The sequence below is a fragment of the Rhodococcus sp. IC4_135 genome, assembly GCF_011602025.1.
Taxonomy (GTDB): domain Bacteria; phylum Actinomycetota; class Actinomycetes; order Mycobacteriales; family Mycobacteriaceae; genus Rhodococcus_F; species Rhodococcus_F baikonurensis.
Window position 1 is genome coordinate 736,732 of sequence record NZ_JAAOLG010000001.1, and the last position, 18,610, is coordinate 755,341.

18 protein-coding genes are annotated in these 18,610 nt (G+C 62.7%); 12 read left to right on the forward strand and 6 right to left on the reverse strand.

Features of this window, described 5'->3' with window-relative positions:
• Positions 1-57: 57 nt before the first annotated feature.
• Genes G8767_RS03610 through G8767_RS03625 form a run of 4 tightly spaced genes read right to left on the reverse strand, consistent with a single transcriptional unit; the run spans position 58 to position 3,231 of the window.
• The gene (locus G8767_RS03610) at positions 58-1,335 is read right to left on the reverse strand and encodes a HAMP domain-containing sensor histidine kinase (protein WP_166809347.1); all 1,278 of its coding nucleotides are present in this window, start codon (positions 1,333-1,335) and stop codon (positions 58-60) included.
• Complete coding sequence (locus G8767_RS03615; protein WP_095971270.1) at positions 1,332-2,009, reverse strand: response regulator transcription factor; 678 nt, start codon at positions 2,007-2,009, stop codon at positions 1,332-1,334. The genes G8767_RS03610 and G8767_RS03615 overlap by 4 nt, the downstream gene beginning before the upstream one ends.
• A 12-nt stretch (positions 2,010-2,021) precedes the next feature.
• Positions 2,022-2,582 (reverse strand): hypothetical protein, encoded by a 561-nt coding sequence (locus G8767_RS03620; RefSeq protein ID WP_095971269.1) that lies wholly within the window; start codon positions 2,580-2,582, stop codon positions 2,022-2,024.
• Complete coding sequence (locus tag G8767_RS03625) at positions 2,575-3,231, reverse strand: hypothetical protein (protein WP_235170108.1); 657 nt, start codon at positions 3,229-3,231, stop codon at positions 2,575-2,577. Before G8767_RS03625 ends, G8767_RS03620 begins: the two co-directional genes overlap by 8 nt.
• Before the next feature lie 253 nt (positions 3,232-3,484).
• Here G8767_RS03625 and G8767_RS03630 point away from each other — a divergent pair, with 253 nt between their 5' ends.
• The 7 genes from G8767_RS03630 to G8767_RS03660 all read left to right on the forward strand — a co-directional run bounded on the left by G8767_RS03630 (position 3,485) and on the right by G8767_RS03660 (position 11,060).
• On the forward strand, positions 3,485-4,048 hold the full coding sequence (locus G8767_RS03630) for a hypothetical protein (RefSeq protein WP_166809349.1): 564 nt from the start codon (positions 3,485-3,487) through the stop codon (positions 4,046-4,048).
• Positions 4,049-4,111: 63 nt separating this feature from the next.
• Positions 4,112-4,573: an RNA polymerase subunit sigma gene (locus G8767_RS03635; protein WP_166809350.1), complete on the forward strand. Its 462-nt coding sequence runs from the start codon at positions 4,112-4,114 to the stop codon at positions 4,571-4,573.
• A 235-nt stretch (positions 4,574-4,808) separates the two neighbouring features.
• Complete coding sequence (locus tag G8767_RS03640; RefSeq protein WP_166809491.1) at positions 4,809-5,732, forward strand: thiamine pyrophosphate-dependent dehydrogenase E1 component subunit alpha; 924 nt, start codon at positions 4,809-4,811, stop codon at positions 5,730-5,732.
• A gap of 10 nt (positions 5,733-5,742) precedes the next feature.
• Positions 5,743-6,792: an alpha-ketoacid dehydrogenase subunit beta gene (locus G8767_RS03645; protein WP_070385568.1), complete on the forward strand. Its 1,050-nt coding sequence runs from the start codon at positions 5,743-5,745 to the stop codon at positions 6,790-6,792.
• Between the two features lie 2 nt (positions 6,793-6,794).
• Positions 6,795-8,312, forward strand: a complete 1,518-nt coding sequence (locus G8767_RS03650; protein WP_166809351.1) for a 2-oxo acid dehydrogenase subunit E2 — start codon at positions 6,795-6,797, stop codon at positions 8,310-8,312.
• 6 nt (positions 8,313-8,318) lie between these two features.
• Positions 8,319-9,716 carry a dihydrolipoyl dehydrogenase gene (lpdA, locus tag G8767_RS03655; RefSeq protein ID WP_124567558.1) on the forward strand — a complete coding sequence of 466 codons (1,398 nt, stop codon included), beginning with the start codon at positions 8,319-8,321 and terminating at the stop codon, positions 9,714-9,716.
• Between the two features lie 105 nt (positions 9,717-9,821).
• Entirely contained in the window at positions 9,822-11,060 is a 1,239-nt protein-coding gene (locus G8767_RS03660) for a helix-turn-helix domain-containing protein (RefSeq protein ID WP_166809352.1), read from the forward strand.
• A 10-nt stretch (positions 11,061-11,070) separates the two neighbouring features.
• Here G8767_RS03660 and G8767_RS03665 read toward each other — a convergent pair whose 3' ends face one another.
• The gene (locus tag G8767_RS03665) at positions 11,071-12,282 is read right to left on the reverse strand and encodes a low temperature requirement protein A (RefSeq protein ID WP_166809353.1); all 1,212 of its coding nucleotides are present in this window, start codon (positions 12,280-12,282) and stop codon (positions 11,071-11,073) included.
• An 85-nt stretch (positions 12,283-12,367) separates the two neighbouring features.
• Here G8767_RS03665 and G8767_RS03670 point away from each other — a divergent pair, with 85 nt between their 5' ends.
• From G8767_RS03670 to G8767_RS03685, 4 genes are all read left to right on the forward strand, one after another.
• Positions 12,368-13,177 carry a helix-turn-helix transcriptional regulator gene (locus G8767_RS03670; RefSeq protein WP_166809354.1) on the forward strand — a complete coding sequence of 270 codons (810 nt, stop codon included), beginning with the start codon at positions 12,368-12,370 and terminating at the stop codon, positions 13,175-13,177.
• 94 nt (positions 13,178-13,271) lie between these two features.
• Positions 13,272-14,438 carry an LLM class flavin-dependent oxidoreductase gene (locus G8767_RS03675; protein WP_166809355.1) on the forward strand — a complete coding sequence of 389 codons (1,167 nt, stop codon included), beginning with the start codon at positions 13,272-13,274 and terminating at the stop codon, positions 14,436-14,438.
• Positions 14,439-14,442: 4 nt separating this feature from the next.
• Positions 14,443-14,592, forward strand: a complete 150-nt coding sequence (locus G8767_RS03680) for a hypothetical protein (protein ID WP_166809356.1) — start codon at positions 14,443-14,445, stop codon at positions 14,590-14,592.
• A gap of 121 nt (positions 14,593-14,713) precedes the next feature.
• The gene (locus G8767_RS03685) at positions 14,714-15,004 is read left to right on the forward strand and encodes a hypothetical protein (RefSeq protein ID WP_095971305.1); all 291 of its coding nucleotides are present in this window, start codon (positions 14,714-14,716) and stop codon (positions 15,002-15,004) included.
• A gap of 10 nt (positions 15,005-15,014) precedes the next feature.
• Here G8767_RS03685 and G8767_RS03690 read toward each other — a convergent pair whose 3' ends face one another.
• Positions 15,015-17,432 carry a lysylphosphatidylglycerol synthase transmembrane domain-containing protein gene (locus tag G8767_RS03690; protein WP_095971259.1) on the reverse strand — a complete coding sequence of 806 codons (2,418 nt, stop codon included), beginning with the start codon at positions 17,430-17,432 and terminating at the stop codon, positions 15,015-15,017.
• A 210-nt stretch (positions 17,433-17,642) separates the two neighbouring features.
• On the opposite strand from G8767_RS03690, the gene ppk2 reads away from it, so the two are divergent.
• On the forward strand, positions 17,643-18,608 hold the full coding sequence (gene ppk2, locus G8767_RS03695) for a polyphosphate kinase 2 (protein ID WP_095971258.1): 966 nt from the start codon (positions 17,643-17,645) through the stop codon (positions 18,606-18,608).
• Positions 18,609-18,610 lie beyond the last annotated feature (2 nt).

Consider the following 18,610-nt stretch of genomic DNA (forward strand, 5'->3'; position numbering starts at 1 on the left):
ACACCACTGATCGGCCGGGACGCTGCGTCCCGGCCGATCGGCCGAGCTGCCTCGGTGTCAATCGAACTCGTCTGACGAGCACTCCGGGAGGTCGACCGTCACCACAGCGCCGCCGTTCGGATGGTTCGAGAAGTCGATTCGAGCGCCGATGACCGCGGCTTGCCCGACTACGATCGTCAAGCCGAGGCCCAAGCCCGAATTCGAGCCACGTTCGACGCAATCGGTCTGAAACCTCCTCGGCCCCTGACGAAGCCATTCCTGGGTGAACCCGTTGCCCTGGTCTCGCACCGTGATACGGGAGTGGTCGACGTCGACTCCGATCGGCGACTTTCCGTGATTGCGAGCATTCAAGATCAGGTTGGCGATGATCCGCTCGAGCCGACGTGCGTCTGTGTAGGACACAGGGGTGCCGTGAACACTTACTTCACACTCGACCTCGGTGATGGAGATCGCGTGACGCACCACCTGTGCGAGTTCCACCGATTGGATGTCTGCCTGTTCGGACGTGGTGTCGAGACGAGCCACCTCGATGACATCCTCGGCGAGCCTTCTGAGTTTGTGGACGCCGTCGCGCACCAATTCGGTAGGCCTACCTGGCGGCAGAAGCTCGGCGGCGCCGACCAGTCCGGAGATGGGCGTCCTGAGATCGTGTGCGATGTTGGCTGTCACGCGCTTCTCGGCGTCGAGTTGTCCCCGCAGCGCATCCGACATCGCGTCGACCGCGTCTGCCAGCTCTGTGATCTCGTCGTCGAAGAGTGACCAAGTGACCGAGCGGACGCGGATGTCCGCCCCGGTGGACACTTTGCGGGCCGCGCGGGCGGCCGAGCGCAGTCGATACGACATCGCGAGCCCTAGCAGTACGCCCAGGACGGCGCCCGCTGCGATCACCGCGACGGTGGCGTTGCGGAGAGTTCGATCGACGCTGGCGATCGATTCCCGCTGCGCGGTGTACGGGACGCGAATCGCAACCACCTGGGTGTTGACGTCGGCTGCAGCCCAGACAAATGGTTGGTCACCGCTGTCGACAAGGTAGGTGGCACGTTTGCCGCCGGCCACGGCCTGACGCAACTCTTCCGGAACGTCGAGACCATCGGTGGTGGCGCGGAACAGCGCACGCATGCTGCCGGTTTCGTCCTGCAGCACCAGTTGGAGATTGCGATCAGCTGCTGCCCGCGCTGCGTCCTCCTGGTTGTGTGAAAAGGTTTGATGCATCACGGTACTGAGCGTGATCGACGCGACGGCGATCACGAACGTGATAGCTGCAGCGATCTTCCACTGAAACGACAACCGCCTGCCGGTGGACGGGAGCTTGGCCGCGAGGTCCCGCGATCTCACCGATGGTTGTCCATCGTGTACCCGAATCCCCGGACGGTTCGGATCTGTTCGGAGCCGATCTTCGTGCGCAATCGCTGAACGTGCACGTCGACGATGCGGGTGTCGCCGCCCCAGTCGTAATCCCAGACGTCCGAGAGCAGTTCGGAGCGGGACCAGACTTTGCGCGGCACACTCACCATGACGAGAAGCAGTTTCATCTCGGTGGGGGTCAGTGCCACTTCGGCGCCCGAACGCGTGACCGTCACCAACTCGCGATCGATCTCCAGATCACCGAGAGTCACGATGTCCTTCTCCACACCGGAATGAGTGTCGACCCGCCTGAGCACACTTCGGATACGAGCCACCAGGACTCCACTGTCGAAAGGTTTGGTGACGTAGTCGTCGGCACCGGCTTCCAATCCGAGAACGATGTCGATCGGGTCGTCGCGCGCGGAAAGCATGATGACCGGCACCGAGAGTTCCTCACGAATACGACGGCACAGGCTGATTCCGTTCAGGTCGGGAAGCATCACGTCCAGGACGGCGATATCCGGCTTGGCGTCGACCGCCAGCTCCATTCCGGTCAACCCCCCGGACGCGGTGATCACCCGAAAACCGTTGCGTTCGAGATTCAATTGAGTGGCTTCTCGAATGACGGCGTCGTCTTCGACCAGCAGAATCAACGGATCGGTCATCGGCCTTCGCTTTCATGGGAACGGAACACTCTCAAACCCTTCACCGGTCCACTTGTATGCAGTCGACGATTGACAGAACTCCGGAATGCCAGGGTCTTTGCACAGGTCGACCATGACCGACAATCCTCCGGTTGAGCCGACGACGTAGCGTCCTGGGTCTTGCACTCCGAAGACTTTGTGAGCGCCCGATTCGTCGATCTGGTAGACGAATCCGGCGACCATGAAGCTGACCGGTGGCGCCGGTCGTCCCCAGATACCGGCAGCGTCGCAGGTGAAGACGTTGACGACGGCATCCTGCCATACGGCATCCGTCACGTGGGAGTACCGGATTTCGTACGGGAAGTTCGCATCACCGCACAGTCGGAGGCTGTCTTTGACCACATCGGACACCTCCGGGTCTGCTCTGATGAGGGCAACAGGATCGATGCTCAAGCCCTGCGAGAGATCCGAAGGGTCGAGTGATGCAGCGATATTCGGAGCAGGTTCGGATTCGGGTTCGGTGGAACAGGAGGCGAGAGCAATCACGAGCGGTACGCAAACACCGGCGAGCAGCGCCCGGCGAGAATCAATCACGGACGAACTCCATCCCGTCCCAATGGAACTCGGTCCGCAGCGGCGGACGCGGGCAACATTCGAACTCGGGTGGCCGCGGATCCGTTTCCAGGACCGACAAACTCGCGGCGCGTTGACCGCTGACGATGAACTTTCCGCGCTCTTCGACAGAGAACAGGCGCTCACCCAGCTCAGGATTGTCTTCACTCGAACCGGCCTTGCCGCTGCGGTACACATAGCCGGCAAGGTTGACGGAAATCGACACTCCGGTACCGGGCTGGTGGGCCGGTTGGCACGGATACACGTTCATGACGACGAGCTCGGTCTCCGGCACGATACGAGGTGCGCCTGGGTCGAGAAGGATGGATCCGACCGAGATCGGATACCAGTCAGGGCACGATCGGAGTTCTGTCTTCACACCCTCCGACACCCCAGGATCGTCGAGAAGCGCACGGCCCAACCTCGAATTCTCGGCAACCCGTCTTGCCAGGTCGGCGGGCTGCGTGACGGGCAACCCGGTGGAAGCGACGTCGCCTTCGATCACAACGCCCTGGGTGGACCCGCATCCGGCGAGCACTGAAGTTCCGAGGGCCGCTGTCGCGAGCGCCGTACCGAACAGCCTGCGAGTGCGGCCTGCTCGACCGCCGCAGATCTTATTCCGATACAACACTTTCCCCTCCCCGGCCGCTGCGAACTGTCTCATCGGCATATGCGCTTTTCATACGATCACACGTGATCTCGATATCGAGGGTTCACCACCCACCGTTACGTAATCGTATGAATGTCGGGACCGTCGAGAGTTGGTACCCGACCGCCGGATTTCTGTTACGAAACCGATGGAATCAGGCTTCTAGAGTGAGTCAGGTCGATGTTCACCGCTGGGTGGGACGACCTGATTCGCGTATCGAGGAGGGTGAGAGCAAATGCCTGAAGTATTGCTGACCAACAGGACTCGGCGCCTGAGAGTGCTGCTCGCGGTACTGACGATCGGAGCGGTGTGCGCGATGACGGCATGTTCGGGTGAAGACACCACGGCACCCGAACGCGCGACGACCACGGCGGTGGTCGCGGCGTCCACGACCCCATCGCCACTGACCGCAGCGACCACTTCGGAGACAGTCGAAAGCTCGAACTCGGTGGGCGGCGGTACGGACGCATCTGCCCCCGGAATCGCGGAGGGTGGAGCAGCACCGGCCTGGACCCCGGTCTCGACCAGCGCGGTTGCGCCTGCGGCCCCCGGTCAAGGTACCGGGTCGACCAAGTGCACCGATCAGATCAACTACGTCGGCGATCCTCGATCGGATGCGGAGATCAACAGCATCGGAGAGCGGATGGGTTCGTGCCCGGCACCGCTCCCGCCCGGTGCGATCGAGCCCCCCGAGAAGTGCACCGACCAGATCAACTACGGCGCCGACCCGCGTTCCAATGCCGAGATCAACATCATCGGGGAACAAACCGGAGACTGCCCCGAACCGATCCGCCCTTAGCGAGTTCGAAACCGAAGCAGTAGTCGGGAATTCGTCCGAAGGCCTAACCAGGGGGAGATCCGAATGGCAAGCAGGGCAGGTGGGCGTTCGATCGACAGTGTTGCCGACGATGCGTCTCGCGGGGATCGGGGAGCGATCGCGGAACTCCTTCAACGCGTCGTGCCTGTGGTGACGCGACGTTGTCGTGCCGAACTGCGACCGGTCGATGCTGACCGTATTGCCGCCGGGATCTGCCGGTCGATTCTGGCCGAGTTCCAGCGACGAAGACGAGGCGGCGAAGCATTCCTCGCATTTCTGCACGACGCGGTCAGTCGTGAAATCGACTCACTACCTGCATCCAGTCGAATCACTCTGCCGTTCGGCGACCTGTCGGCCGTCGAACGCAATGTTCTCGTAGCTCGCATCGTTGTCGGATTCGACGTGAGCGAGACGGCGCTGTCGTTGAGAACGACAACGAGCGCCGTGGAACTCGTCCAACACCGTGCGTTGGTCAAGATCAGACGCGGCAGCCTCAGCGGCGCCTGAGTCAACCTCGAAAGTCAACAGCTGCAACCCTTCGCAACTCCTGGCAACCTCACGCAACTCTTTCCCTTCGCCCGTGACCTACACGACACTGCATGGCGACGAGTGATCGAGAACGAGGAGTGTGACGGTGGTTCAACGGACGGCGCAGAGGCCGACAACGCCAGGATCGAAAAAGACCGGGGCCAAGCCTCATTCAGGGTTGGACCGGGATGCATTGCTGAAGGCGTACGAGAAGATGTCGCGCATCCGAGCGTTCGAGGATCGATTGCACGAAGAGAATGCAACCGGCGACATCCCCGGTTTCATTCACCTGTACTCGGGCCAGGAAGCCATCGCCGTGGGAGTGTGCGAGAACCTGAGCGACGCCGACTACATCGGGTCCACGCACCGCGGTCACGGGCACTGCATTGCCAAGGGGTGCGATCTGAACGGCATGATGGCCGAGATCTTCGGCAAGGACGACGGCCTGTGTCGCGGCAAGGGCGGTTCGATGCACATCGCCGACTTGTCCGTGGGAATGCTCGGCGCCAATGCAATCGTCGGCGGCGCGCCGTCGTTGGCGATCGGTGCAGCACTGAGTGGCAAGACACTCCGAAACGGCGTCATCGCTGCTTCGTTCACGGGAGACGGCGGATCCAACCAGGGAACCGTCTTCGAGGCGATGAACATGGCTGTGGTGCTGGATCTTCCGATCGTCTTCGTGATCGAGAACAACGGATTCGGTGAAGCAACAGGAACCGACTACGCGGTGGGCGCACCCGACATCGCCGCCCGCGCTGCATCCTTCGGAATGCCTGCCGTCAAGGTGGACGGCACCGACTTCTTCGCGGTTTACGACGCGATGGCGGAAGCATCGGAGCGCGCCAGGTCTGGCGGCGGACCCACCACGATCGAGGCGGCGGCATTCCGTTGGCACGGTCACTTCGAAGGTGACGCACAGCTTTACCGCACGGCGGAACAGGTTGCGCACCTGCGGGAAACCAAGGATCCGCTCCAGAATTTCCGTAGCAGTGTCGATACGAAGAAGGTCAGTGCCGCTGATCTGGACGCGGTGGACGAGCAGTCGCGAGTGTTGGTGGACGAGGCGGTTGCGAAGGCGCGCGCCGCGGCGTACCCGCCCGTCGAGAATCTGCTGACCGATGTCTACGTGTCGTACTGAGGAGCCCGAGATGACAAGCGTGGAAGCCGAGAACGTGTCGAAGAAGACCTACCGCGAGGCCGTCAAAGAGGCCATCGCCCAAGAAATGCAACGCGACCCGAGCGTCGTTCTCATCGGTGAGGACGTACGGGGCGGGCATGCCGGTACCAATCCCGATCTGGAAACGAAGAAGATCGAGGCGTTCGGCGGTGTCCTCGGTGTCACCAAGGGCCTGTGGACGGAATTCGGATCGGAACGTGTGATCGACACTCCGATCACCGAGTCCGCGATCATCGGAATGGCCGCGGGAGCAGCACTGACCGGGCTGCGGCCGGTCGCCGAACTGATGTTCATGGACTTCTTCGGAGTTTCTTACGACGCGCTCTACAACCAGGCCGCCAAGTTCCGTTACATGTTCGGAGGCAAGGCCAGAACCCCGTTGGTGGTGCGAGGCATGATCGGCGCCGGTTTCTCCGCCGCTGCGCAGCACTCTCAGTCTCCGTACAACGTGTTCGCCGCGGTGCCCGGCCTGAAGGTGGTCGCCCCGTCCAACGCCTACGACGCCAAAGGCCTACTCATCCAGGCTATCCGGGACGACGATCCCGTTGTGTTCTGTGAGCACAAGGTGCTCTACGACCTCAAAGGCGAAGTGCCGGACGAGCCCTACGCGATTCCGTTCGGCGTCGCCAACTACACCAGGCAGGGCGACGACGTCACGATCATTGCGTTGTCCGCAATGGTGAACCGCGCCAACGACGTAGCGGACAAGCTGGCAGCTGAGGGTATTTCGGTCGAGGTCGTTGATCCTCGTACCGTCTCGCCATTGGACGAGGACGGCATCCTCGAATCCGTTGCGTCGACCGGACGCGTGGTGATCGTCGACGAATCTGCCGCACGCTGCGGTTTCGGGCACGATGTGGCCGCACTGATCGCCACCAAGGGATTCAACTATCTGAAGGCGCCGATCGAACTGATCACGCCGCCGCACACGCCGGTTCCGTTCTCACCGACTCTCGAAACAGCCTGGCTGCCTGACGCGGCGCGCATCGAAGAGTCGGTTCGCAAGCTGGTGAGAGCCTGATCATGGCCGATATCAAAGCTATCGACATCCCCAAGTGGGGGCTCTCCATGGAGGAGGGGCTGGTCAACGCATGGCTCATCGAGGAAGGTGACTCGTTCACCAAGGGCCAGTTGATCTGTGAGATCGAGACCAGCAAGATCACCAACGAGCTGGAGGCACCGTTCGACGGTGTTCTCCGCAAGATCGTCGGCATACCGGGGCAGACTCTGCCCGTCGGTGCCGTGATCGGTGTGTCCGCCGATGCGTCCACGACGGATGCGGAGATCGAGCATTTCCTCGCCGCTCGCGGCGCAACCGCGCCGGCGGAAGAGCCGGCACCGTCACCAGCTGCCGAACCGGAGGCTCCCGCGACACCTACGGCTACACCCGCTGCGAAGGTGGTTGTTGCAGCGAAACCTGCACCAACCGGTTCCACCGTCGTACCGAGTGTTCTGCAGGGCACGACGCAGAGCGACGTGTTTGCGAGTCCTCGAGCACTCCGACGTGCCGAAGCGCTCGGAATCGATCTCGCCGCCGTAGTGGGTACCGGCCCACTCGGACGGATCAGTGTCCGAGACATCGACGACGCGATTCGTGACGCCGGTGGCACTGTTGCGCCGGTGGCGCCGGCCACGAGATCCGGCCTTCCGCTGCGATCGACCGCCGACGACAGTGCCGTGCCTGCCACTCCGGTCGCACGCAGAACTGCCCGATCGCTGGGCGTCAATCTCCACGACTGTCGTCCGACGGGTTCGAGGGGGCGCGTCTGCGTGGCCGACGTGCACGACGCCGCCCGTTCCGCGCAGCTCCTACCTGATGCGGCGGCCGAGCCGGGAACCGTTGCTGTCGAACCGGAATACGCCACAATTCCGTTCACACCCATGCGATCGGCAATCGCCGGTAGGTTGCAGGCGTCCAAGCAGCAGGCACCCCATTTCCGGCTCACGGCGGATCTCGAGCTCGATGCGCTCCTCGCTCTGCGCAAGGAGATCAATGCGAGCGTTCCGGCAGTCAAGCTGTCGGTCAACGACTTCATCGTGAAGGCCTGCGCCGCTGCGCTGACGAAGGTGCCGGACGTGAACGTCCAGTACGATGCCGCGAACGAAGCGGTCCTTCGATTCGCGTCGGCGGATGTCTCGGTGGCAGTTGCACTTCCGACCGGGCTGATCACGCCCATCGTGCGCAGTGCGAATACCAAGTCGTTGGCGGACATCTCCGGTGAGGTGCTCTCGTTGGCCACCAAGGCGAAGACCGGCAAGCTCCGTCCCGAAGAATTCCAGGGCGGAACTTTCACGGTGTCCAACCTCGGTATGTTCGGGGTCAAGGCATTCGACGCGATCATCAATCCGCCCCAGGGAGCGATCCTCGCCGTGGGTGCGGGGGAGAAGCGGGCCGTGGTGGTCGGTGACACCGTTTCGGTTCGGACGGTGATGACCGTGACCCTCTCGTGCGATCACCGGGTGATCGACGGAGCGTTGGGTGCGACCTTCCTTCGGGAACTCCAACGGTTTGTCTCTTCTCCCGCGCTGATGTTGGTGTAAGGGGCTGTGGTGGAGAGCAATACGTCGAAGAAGTACGACGTTCTTGTCGTCGGTGGTGGCCCCGGTGGTTACGTGGCGGCGATCCGGGCCGCCCAGTTGGGGTTGAACGTAGCGCTGGTAGAACGTGATCGCCTGGGAGGCATCTGCCTCAACTGGGGTTGTATCCCCACCAAGGCGATGCTTCACGGCGCGGACGTCGCGCATACCTTGAGCGAACTCGACAAATACGGATTCAGTTCGGCGTCTGTCCAGTTCGACATCTCGAAGTTGGTGTCGTTCAGCCGAGGGGTTTCGGAGAGATTGTCCGGCGGTGTTGCCTATCTGATGAAGAAGAACGGCGTCGACGTCATCTCAGGCACCGCGAAGTTGGTGGACAAGGGCGTCGTGTCCGTGGAAGGTCAGACGTATCGAGCCGACCACGTGATCATTGCAACCGGCGCCCGTCCGCGTTCGATTCCCGGGGTTGTCCCCGACGGTGATCGGGTGTGGACCTACTTCGAGGCGCTCGTCCCGAAGGAACTGCCGAAGTCGATGCTCGTGATCGGGTCCGGCGCGATCGGAGTCGAATTCGCCAGCCTGTACCGCGATCTCGGCACCGAGGTGACCATTGTCGAGATGGCACCACACATCATGCCGGTCGAGGACGAAGAGATTTCGGTGTTCGTTCGCAGGCAGTTCGAGAAGCGTGGCATCACGATTCACACCGGAGCCTCGGTGTCGGCCGTGACTGTCGGAGCCGATGCCGTCGAGGTGAGCGTGCAGACGAGCGACGGTGTCCAGACGTTGACCGTGGACCGGGTGTTGGTGGCGGCCGGGATCACCGGCAACGTCGAGGATCTGGGGTTGGAGGCTCTGGGCGTCGAGATCGAGCGCGGTGCGATCGTCACGGACCAGTGGTGCCGTACCAGTGCTTTCGGGATCTACGCCATCGGTGACGTTGCGGGCGCTCCATGTCTGGCGCACAAGGCGAGTCACGAAGCTGTCCTGTGCGTCGAGAAGCTCGCGGGCGTGACCGATGTTCATCCTCTCGATCGTGACTTCGTTCCGGGATGCACGTATGCCCGCCCACAGGTGGCGAGTCTGGGTCTGACGGAGAAGCAGTGCGCCGGTACGGGTCGCACGCTGCGGGTCGGACACTTCGACCTTCAGGCGAACGGCAAGGCATTGGCGATCGGCGAGGCCGAAGGCTTCGTCAAGACGATTTTCGACGCCGATACCGGGGAACTGCTCGGCGCGCACATGGTCGGTCCGGATGTGACCGAGCAGATTCAGGGTTTCGGTATCGCTCGATCCCTCGAAGCCACCGGTGAGGATCTCGCCGAGGTCGTGTTTGCTCATCCGACGCTCTCGGAGGCAATGCACGAGTCTGTGCTCTCGGCGTTGGGGAGACCCCTCAACGCGTGAGCACCGTTCGCGTGCGTGAACGTCGTCCTACGTTCACGCACGCGGACAACTCTGCAACCGGGTGCAACGCTCGCTTTCGGTGACCCCATCACATAGGACTGGAGTGTGATCGGCGCAACGAATCGACTCGAACCGGCCCTGGGTAGTGGTGAAGACGCGGCGCAGTACGCACGTGTTCTCGAATCCGTGTACGAAGCAACGATGTCGGGGCGTAAACCGCCCGCACGCCCGCGCTCCGTGATCGCCGATTCGTGGTCGCGGCTGCGCGCACTCGGACTCGATCCGGAGCGGTGCTCGATCACCAGGACCGGACGCGAATCCGAGATCGAAGAGAGCCGGCGCGCCGCCGGAATGACGGAGATATTGGACGAGGCGGTACAAGGCCTGGCACCGCTGGTCGGCCCGGACGACGCGAATCTGATCGTGGTGGCGGACCGCCACGGACGCATCCTCTGGCGCCGCGGGCCCAGTCGAATGCTGGATCGGGCCGAACGCCTCGGAATGATCGAGGGCGCGTCGTGGACCGAGGAAGCTGTAGGTACCAACGGAATCGGTACCTCGTTGGCTTCGGGTTCGGCAGTGCAGGTGTTCTCGGCCGAGCACTACTCGCGCTCGCAGCATCCGTGGACCTGCTCGGGGGCGACGGTTCGGGATCCGCGTAGTCGCCGGGCCATCGCCGTCGTCAACGTCGCCGGCGCAGCAGACACAGTTCACCCGTCGACTCTCGCACTGGTGGACAGCGTAGCCAGGCTGGCGGAATCCGCACTGCGGGAGAAACATCGAATCGGATTGGATCAGCTCCGGATGATCTCGGCGTCGACACTGGCTCGCGCGAGTCAGCCGACCGTGGTCGTGGACCGTAACGGCTGGGTCGCGGCGGTGGACTCGATGGCGCCGATCTACCGAATCGCACTGCCGAAAGTGATGAGCAGCGGCGAGCATTGGCTCCCGACGCTCGGATTGTGTATGTGCGAGCCGCTTCCGGGTGGGTGGCTCATCCGCCCTCGAGTGAACCCGGCGTCCGGAACGGTGTGTGCCGAAGTCGAATTGGATTTGCGAGATCCGAACGCGATGGAACTGCGGTACTCCTCGGCAATGGGGCGTTGGAGTATCGACCTCAGTCCGCGCCATTCGCAGATCCTCGTGGCTCTGACACAGGCGCACGAGGGTCTCACGGCCTCGCAGCTCGCCTCACAGTTGTTCGGCGATCCGCGCAAGACGGTGACCGTCCGGGCCGAGATGTCGAGGTTGCGTAAGCGATTGGCCGGAATTCTGTTGGCGCAGCCCTATCGCTTCGACCCGGCGGTGAGGGTAAAGACCGTCCCCGCTGTGCGCCTTTATTAACCGCGGGGGGTTAATAAAGGCGCACAGCAGAGCGGCGCGACCGCCGCACCTGCGCGTACTCGTAGCCGTTCTGCCAGGTGACGGTGGCGACCAGTACCCAGATGATCCACGTCGAGCTCATGTGCGTGCCGACGATGCCCATGACGACGGGGATGGCTGTGCAGGGGAGTGCCCAGCCGAGCAGCCACCGTCGGTCCGATCGCGCAAACAGCCCCGCCACCATGCTGATTCCGAAATAGACTGCGATGCTTCCGCACAACAGCCACCGCAGGTTCGCGGGCGTGTGTTCCGCGCCGTGTTCGGTCGCCGCTCCGAGTCCTGCGACCAGAACCGCGATAGCCCCGGTGGTGAAACAGTGCAGGGCCATGTCGATGCGAGCGGGAAACTTCTCGGGCTGCAGGTGCGGAACACCGGCGTGACCGTAGAGAAGCGAGAGCGCCCACATGCCGGACAGCAGAACGAACGACCCGACGGCGAGGCTGACCACGGTCGAGTCCCAGGTGAGCTTCGAGGCCGCCGAGATCACGAGGATCACACCCTCGCCCAATACGATGATGACGTACAGCCCCAGCCGCTCGGCAAGATGCGCCCGATCGGAGTGCAGGGCTTCGAGTTCGGGCATCCGGTCGTCCTTGAACCCGCGCACCTTGATGATGCGGTCGAGCTTTTCCTGCGCGTCTTCCATGATCGCGCTGCCGGAGACGACGAACATGATCAGCAGGTCGATGGTGACGCCGGCAGTCCAGAGCCAGAAGCGGGTGTCGCCCTCGAACCAGAACGAGACGATCCACGGAATCACACCGAGCGACATCTGGGCGATCGGCCAGTCCACGACGATCTGGCCGTTGTGCCACACCCGACTCGCCAGCAGACGCACGGCTACGTAGGCGACAGCGAAGGCCAGCGCATGGTTGTCGTGGATACCGGCCACTGCCGCCATCATGACGGCGAGCCCGAACATGGCGATCAGCATGCTCGGAATGCGGACGCGATCGCCGGCGACGTTGCCGTACATCGTGAACGTCGCCCACGCGGTCCAGAACGCGAGATAGAGCAAGGCGTAGAGCGCGACATCCGACCACGACGGCGAACCGTGGAGCAGGTGAGCAAGCTGACCGATACCGGCAACCACGACGAGGTCGAAGAACAATTCGATCCACGACGCGTGCCGCTCCAGCACTGCCTTCTGCTTCTCGTCTGGTTCTTTTCCGAGTTCCGACATAGGGGTCAGTATCCGGTATCGACCTCAACAGTGCAGGTAGGCGACGAACTTGTCCGTTTCACGAGCGCAGTGCCTATGCTGTTCGATGAGTGATCTAGATCATAGTTCCGGCGAGGTGGTAGGCGTGCGTGGTGGCGGTGACGTGGCTTTGTCTGCGGCGGACTACGACCGTGTCTTCGCCATCCTCGACTACTGCTCGGCGGCGAGAACGCTCGATCAGCTCAAGAACCTCCTCATGGTGGCGTTGCACGATCACTACGGCTGCCCCAACACCACGTTCCTTCCCGGGCCTACCTTCACGACTGCCTTCGCCGATCCGAATCCGGTGACGACCGGGCGGATCACGCCGATCCTCGACGAGTACCAAGCGCATTGGTACCTCGACGACGTCTTTGCGACGGCACAATCACGGGCGACGCTGTTGGCCTCCCCGGCCATCACGCACACGCAGTTGGCCGATGTCCCTTCGCAGTCGGCGACCTACCTGCGAGATTTTCTCTATCGCAAGCGACTGCACAGTGCGTCGGTGATGCATCTCGAGCTCGCCCACGGTGGTCACGGTTTGGTGGGAATCTTCGATTCCGAAGGCAAGGATCTGTCAGGGCGCGACATCGCGGGTTTGGGCATCTTGGGCAGGCAGTTGTCGCTGTTGTGTCAGACGCTTCCCGGCCAACGTGAGCCGGGCTGGCGAGAGAAGCTGACGCCCAGGCAGATCGATCTCGCGGAGTTGTTGGCAGATGGTCACACCAACGACGAAATTGCGGCGATCTTGTCGCTGAGTCCGGACACGGTGAAGAAGTACGTCAGCCGCATCCTCGCCGTTCTGCACGTGCGCAACCGTGCCGAGTTCGTGAAGTTGGTCTACGAGCAGAAACTTGCCGACCAACGCGGCTGAGATTGTCCACTTTCGTGCACTGTGACCACGGTCACGTCGCGGATAGCGTTTTCGGTGCACGGCCAGGAGTTGGCCCAGAGCACTAGGAGAACTCATGAGCAGGCTTCGTTTCGGGTATTTCATGGCCCCGTTCCACGTCCCCGGACGCAATCCCACCGCTGCACTGCAGCGCGATCTCGAACTGGTCGAACACCTCGATCGGTTGGGCTACGACGAGGCGTGGTTCGGTGAGCATCACTCTGCCGGAAGCGAGATCATCGCGTCGCCGGAAATCATGATCGCCGCAGCCTCGCAGCGTGCGCCGCGGATTCGTTTCGGCACGGGCGTGACATCCCTGTCGTATCACAACCCGCTGTGGGCCGCGGATCGAATCATGCAGTTGGACCACCTCACTCAGGGGCGCACCATCTTCGGAGTCGGGCCCGGTTCGTTGCCCACCGACTCGGCGATGATCGGTCTGAACCCGACGGACACCCGAGAGTTGTTGCAGGAGAACCTCGACATCGTCGTGCGCCTTCTTCGTGGCGAGACGGTGTCCGCGAAGACCCGAACTCACGAGTTGTACGACGCCAAGCTGCAGCTCGCTCCGTACTCGGAGAACGGCATCGAAATCACCGTGGCCGCAGTGGCTTCCCCGACCGGTCCTCGCCTGGCCGGTACGCACGGTCTCGGCCTGCTCTCCATCGGAGCAACGTTGTCCGCCGACGGTTTCGACGCCTTGGCGCACCACTGGAATGTGATGGAGGAGCGCGCGGAGGTCAACGGGACGACGGTGGATCGTCGGCAGTGGTCTCTTGCCGGGCCTTTCCATATCGCCGAAACCGAGGCGGAAGCACGCAAGCAGGTCGAATACGGCATCGAGGAGTGGTTCGACTATTTCCAGCACGTGGCGGCCTTCCCCCAGATGGCCGTATCCGGTGCGCGCCTGAGCGAGATGATCGACTTCATCAACGAAGCCGGCATCGGTGTCATCGGCACACCGGAGCAGGCCAGGCGTCAGGTGCAACGGCTGTGGGACCAGTCCGGTGGTTTCGGCTGCATGCTGCAGATGGGCCACGATTGGGCGAACCCGCAGGACACACGACGTTCGGCAGAGTTGTTCGCGCAGGAGGTTTTTCCGCATTTCCAAGGACAGGCGCAGGCGACGCTCGACGCGGCAGCTCACGCGCGCGCCGTCCGGGAAGGGCATGCCAAGGCACAACTCGACGCCGTCGACCACATGACGAAGAAGTACGCACGAGAGTTGGCAGACAAAGGCTGACCTCGTGAACGATCCTCAGGGCAACCATGTCGTTGTCGATGGATACACCGATGACCGCGGTGGCACTGGATCGGCAGTCGGAGTTCTCGGCCTCATCGAAGGAACGCGGAAGTTCGCGATCAACATTTTCGGACGCCGCAGTCGACGGTGGTGACCACAAGATCGTGACAGGATCGGTGGACGACGCCTGGCACTGCGAGTCGGATCCACAGACCTGTCACCGGCGTGTAATCGGTACGCACTCACCGTCGTGAGTGATCCAGGAAAGGAAAGCCATGTTTGTACTGGTGGACAACGGCCGCGTCAGCGTCCGCGATGTGGATAACCTGAAGGCCTTTCACGTCGAGGTGACTGCCGACATCTCCGATTCCGAACTGGACGAGCTCTTGCACGCTCGAGATTACGGATACGTCAGCGGTGGTAATGCTTTCATCTCGGTGGCCCGTGTTCGCGAGAGCACCACCGACGTCGAAGGTGTTGCCGCGATGGTCGACTACGCGCAGAGCAAGGGCTGGGTCGACGAGGACGGTGAAGCACTGCAGGCGCACGTCGTTCGCCAGAAGTAACGGGAACGGCTCAGACCATGTCGTTCTTCTGCAGCCATCGCAGGGTCGGCCAACCGCAGAACACCGGAAGCCAGCAAGTCAGGACTCGGTAGAGCAGGACTGACGGGACCGCGATGCTTGCCGGCAGTCCGAACGCGGACAGACCGCCGATGAGGGCGGCCTCGACGGCTCCGACGCCACCCGGTGTCGGAGCCGCCGAGGCGAGCGTCCCACCGATCATCGTCACGATGGTGACGGTGATGAACGTCGTTCCGCCGCCGAATGCCTCGACGCTCGCCCACAGAGCCAGGGCGGCACCCAGAGTTGTTGCGGCGCTGCCGCCCACGATGATGAGGAAACGCGTGGGGTTTCGCGCGAGTTGGCTCAGTTCACCCAACACTTCGGTGATCTGAGGACGCAGATCGTCGCGCAGCCACCCACGGAGCTTCGGGATGAACATGAAGGCACCGAGAACTCCGAGCGCGACGCCGCCCGCCAGATACAGAACGGTGGATCCCGGGATGAAGTGTGAAAGGTTCGTATCGCGTCCGGCGACGATCGAGAAGAAGATCAGCAAGCCGACGTGGGTGACCACCTGAACCGTCTGTTGCAACGCGACTGCGGCCGTTGCACGGACGGTACCGAGCCCGCCCTTCTGCAGGAACCGCACACTCAGCGCGAGTCCGCCGACTCCGGCCGGTGTTGTGGTCGCCGCAAAGGTGTTGGCCACCTGCATGATCAGGAGGTTGCGGTAACTGACCATCGACGACGCGCAGGCCCACAGGGCAGCCGCCGCGCCGACGTATGTCAGTGCGGAGACGCCGAGGCCGAGCAGCGCCCACCACCAGTTGGCCGTCTTCAGTTCGGTGATGAACGCGGGGACCTGGCTGATGAAGGGGTAGGCGACGTAGACCAGACCGATGAGCAGAACGAGCTGGATCAGTTGGTTGCGACTGAACCGGGTGACCTGTGCGGGAGCGACCTTTTCGATCCCGTTCTTGGCACCGACCTCGTCCCGGATCTCGGTCATCAGTTTCGCGGAATCCGTGACGGTCCGCCGAATGCGGTTGGGCAATGCAGCGGTGGTCAATCGGCCGGAGGCGGCGAGAATCGTGTCTGCGCCTTGCGCTCGAATCGCGGCGTCCACCGCTGCATCGACCCCGAACAGTGAGGCGGTGGCGAAGAGAAGTTGTGCGTTGTCGGACTGCATCTGAACTTCGGTGGCGCCGAATTCGGAGTACGCGTACCCGCCGAAGAGGATGGTTCCGCCTTCGACACGAATCTCCGAAGCGCGCAGGTCGCCGTGCGCCATCTGGTGCACGTGAGCGGTGTGCAGTGTTTGCCACAGCGCGTCGATGAGTTTGGTGGATTCTTCCTCGCCCGCTTGGTTCTCGACGGCGACGGCAAGGGGGATGCCGCGAGGACTCGGGCGCGCGTACATCTCCCACCCGCGGTCGAGTACCGAGATGGCGACGGCCTTGGAGCTGGCCAAACCGATGTCGGCGAAAGCGATACCCATGAGCGCTCGGTGTTCGACGGCGCGACGAAGCGATCCGTAGGGCGGCGGAGTTTCACGGTTCCGGAACGAGATCCAGCGGAACGTCTGTCGAATTGCTCCGCTGCTTCGCTGGTTCTGTCCGTACAACTCGACGACGAGTTCGTCGAAAGGTTCATCGTCCGGTGCCTTGTCGATGGCGGCGGACATGACAAGAGGCCCGATTCCCGAGGGACTCACGACGCGGAAAGCGGTGACGCGGTAACCGCGCCGCGCGAGTACGCGTACTGCCGAGTCCAACGGCACTTCGAGGGCAGGGGTGCCGACGGCGAGAACGATCACCGCGCCGATCAGATATCCGACGGCGAGACCCAGCATCGATCGTGCGGGAACGATCGAGCTGACGATCAGATGAATGGGAGCGAAGAGCAGAAGCAGCGTCCACCAGGCTCGTCGCCACTTCTTCGGAAGCCACGGGCCCGAGACGGTGAGCACCGCCGCGAGCATTGCGATCCATCGCGGATCGTCGAGGAATTGAGACAGGAAGGTGGCGTCGAGTCGGTCCGGCACGTCGAGGTGCCATTTCGGTGCGGCCAGTCCTGTTCCGGTGAAGGACAACGCGACACCGGCGCACAGACCGGCAGCGGCGTATCCGGCCAGCAACTTCCACCGGCGCCCGACGATCAGGCCGATCAGGATGGCGAACGGTAGCGCCAGAATTGCGATGCCGTAGAGCAGGTACACGGTGTCGGACAGGCTCGGCGACAGAACTCCGACGATGTTGGACACCGACGTTTCGAGGGCGTCCCACTGGCTTCGAGTGATCAGGGATCCCGCGATCACGCCGCCGAGCAGCACAGCAGCGATCGCAACCCGCATGATGTCGCTCGTACGGCGGTGCAGTGGTGGCAGGAGGCTTCCCGTTACCGGGATCTCCCGTCCGTCTACTCGCATCTCGCCAGAACTCTCTTCTCTCGGGGTTACCGACCGTCTCAGTTACCTCGATCAAGGTACCGCGTGAGGGTTCGGCGACTGGGAAGCCGGACCTGTCGTTACCTCCTCGATGCCAAGCAACATTCTCTTCGGACCCGCGGGAGCGGGCTTCGGCGCGTAAAATTCACTTTCCGGACGTTCGTTCATTTCGACGACAGGGAGTGCGCATTCATGAGCCCCGACGCCAGCGGTGTGGACGGTCGGGTTCCTGACCTGCCGACCCCGTCGACCAGAATTTCCGTCACCGAGGACTACGCAGCCGAGATCGACGAGCTCTCGAGCCTCAAGCACAAGCTCGGCGGGCTGGAGCCTTCAGAGTTCTCGGATGCCTGGAAGCAGGGTTACCCCTACGAGAAGAAGATGTCGCGCCGCGAGTACGAGCGGAAGAAGCGGCGTCTGCAGATCGAGCTGCTCAAGCTGCAGTTGTGGGTCAAGGAAACCGGTCAGAAAGTGCTCATCATCTTCGAAGGTCGCGATGCTGCCGGTAAGGGCGGGTCGATCAAGAGATTCACCGAGCATCTCAATCCCCGTGGCGCCCGCGTAGTCGCGCTCGAGAAGCCCACGGACATCGAGCGGACGCAATGGTATTTCCAACGCTATGTCGCACACCTGCCCAGCGGCGGCGAGATAGTGATGATGGACCGGTCCTGGTACAACCGCGCCGGCGTCGAACGAGTGATGGGTTACTGCACGCCGACGCAATATCTCGAGTTCATGAGAGAGACGCCGGACTTCGAGCGGATGCTCGTCAACTCCGGGATTCATCTGCACAAGCTGTGGTTCTCGGTCAGCCGCGAAGAGCAGTTGGCGCGGTTCGCGGCCCGCCGAACGGACCCGGTGCGTCAGTGGAAGCTCTCACCGACCGATCTGGCGTCGCTCGACAAGTGGGACGACTACACCCAGGCCAAGGAAGCGATGTTCTTCTACACCGATACCGGAGACGCGCCCTGGACGGTGATCAAGAGCAACGACAAGAAGCGCGCTCGCCTCGAGGCGATGCGTCACGTGCTCGCCAGCTTCGACTATCCCAACAAGGATCACCGGGCTGTCGGTACTCCGGATCCCTTGATCGTCGGGCCGGCGTCGGCCGTGTTCGAAGAGGGCGAGCACGTGAACGTGGAGTTGCCTCAGCTCTAGCT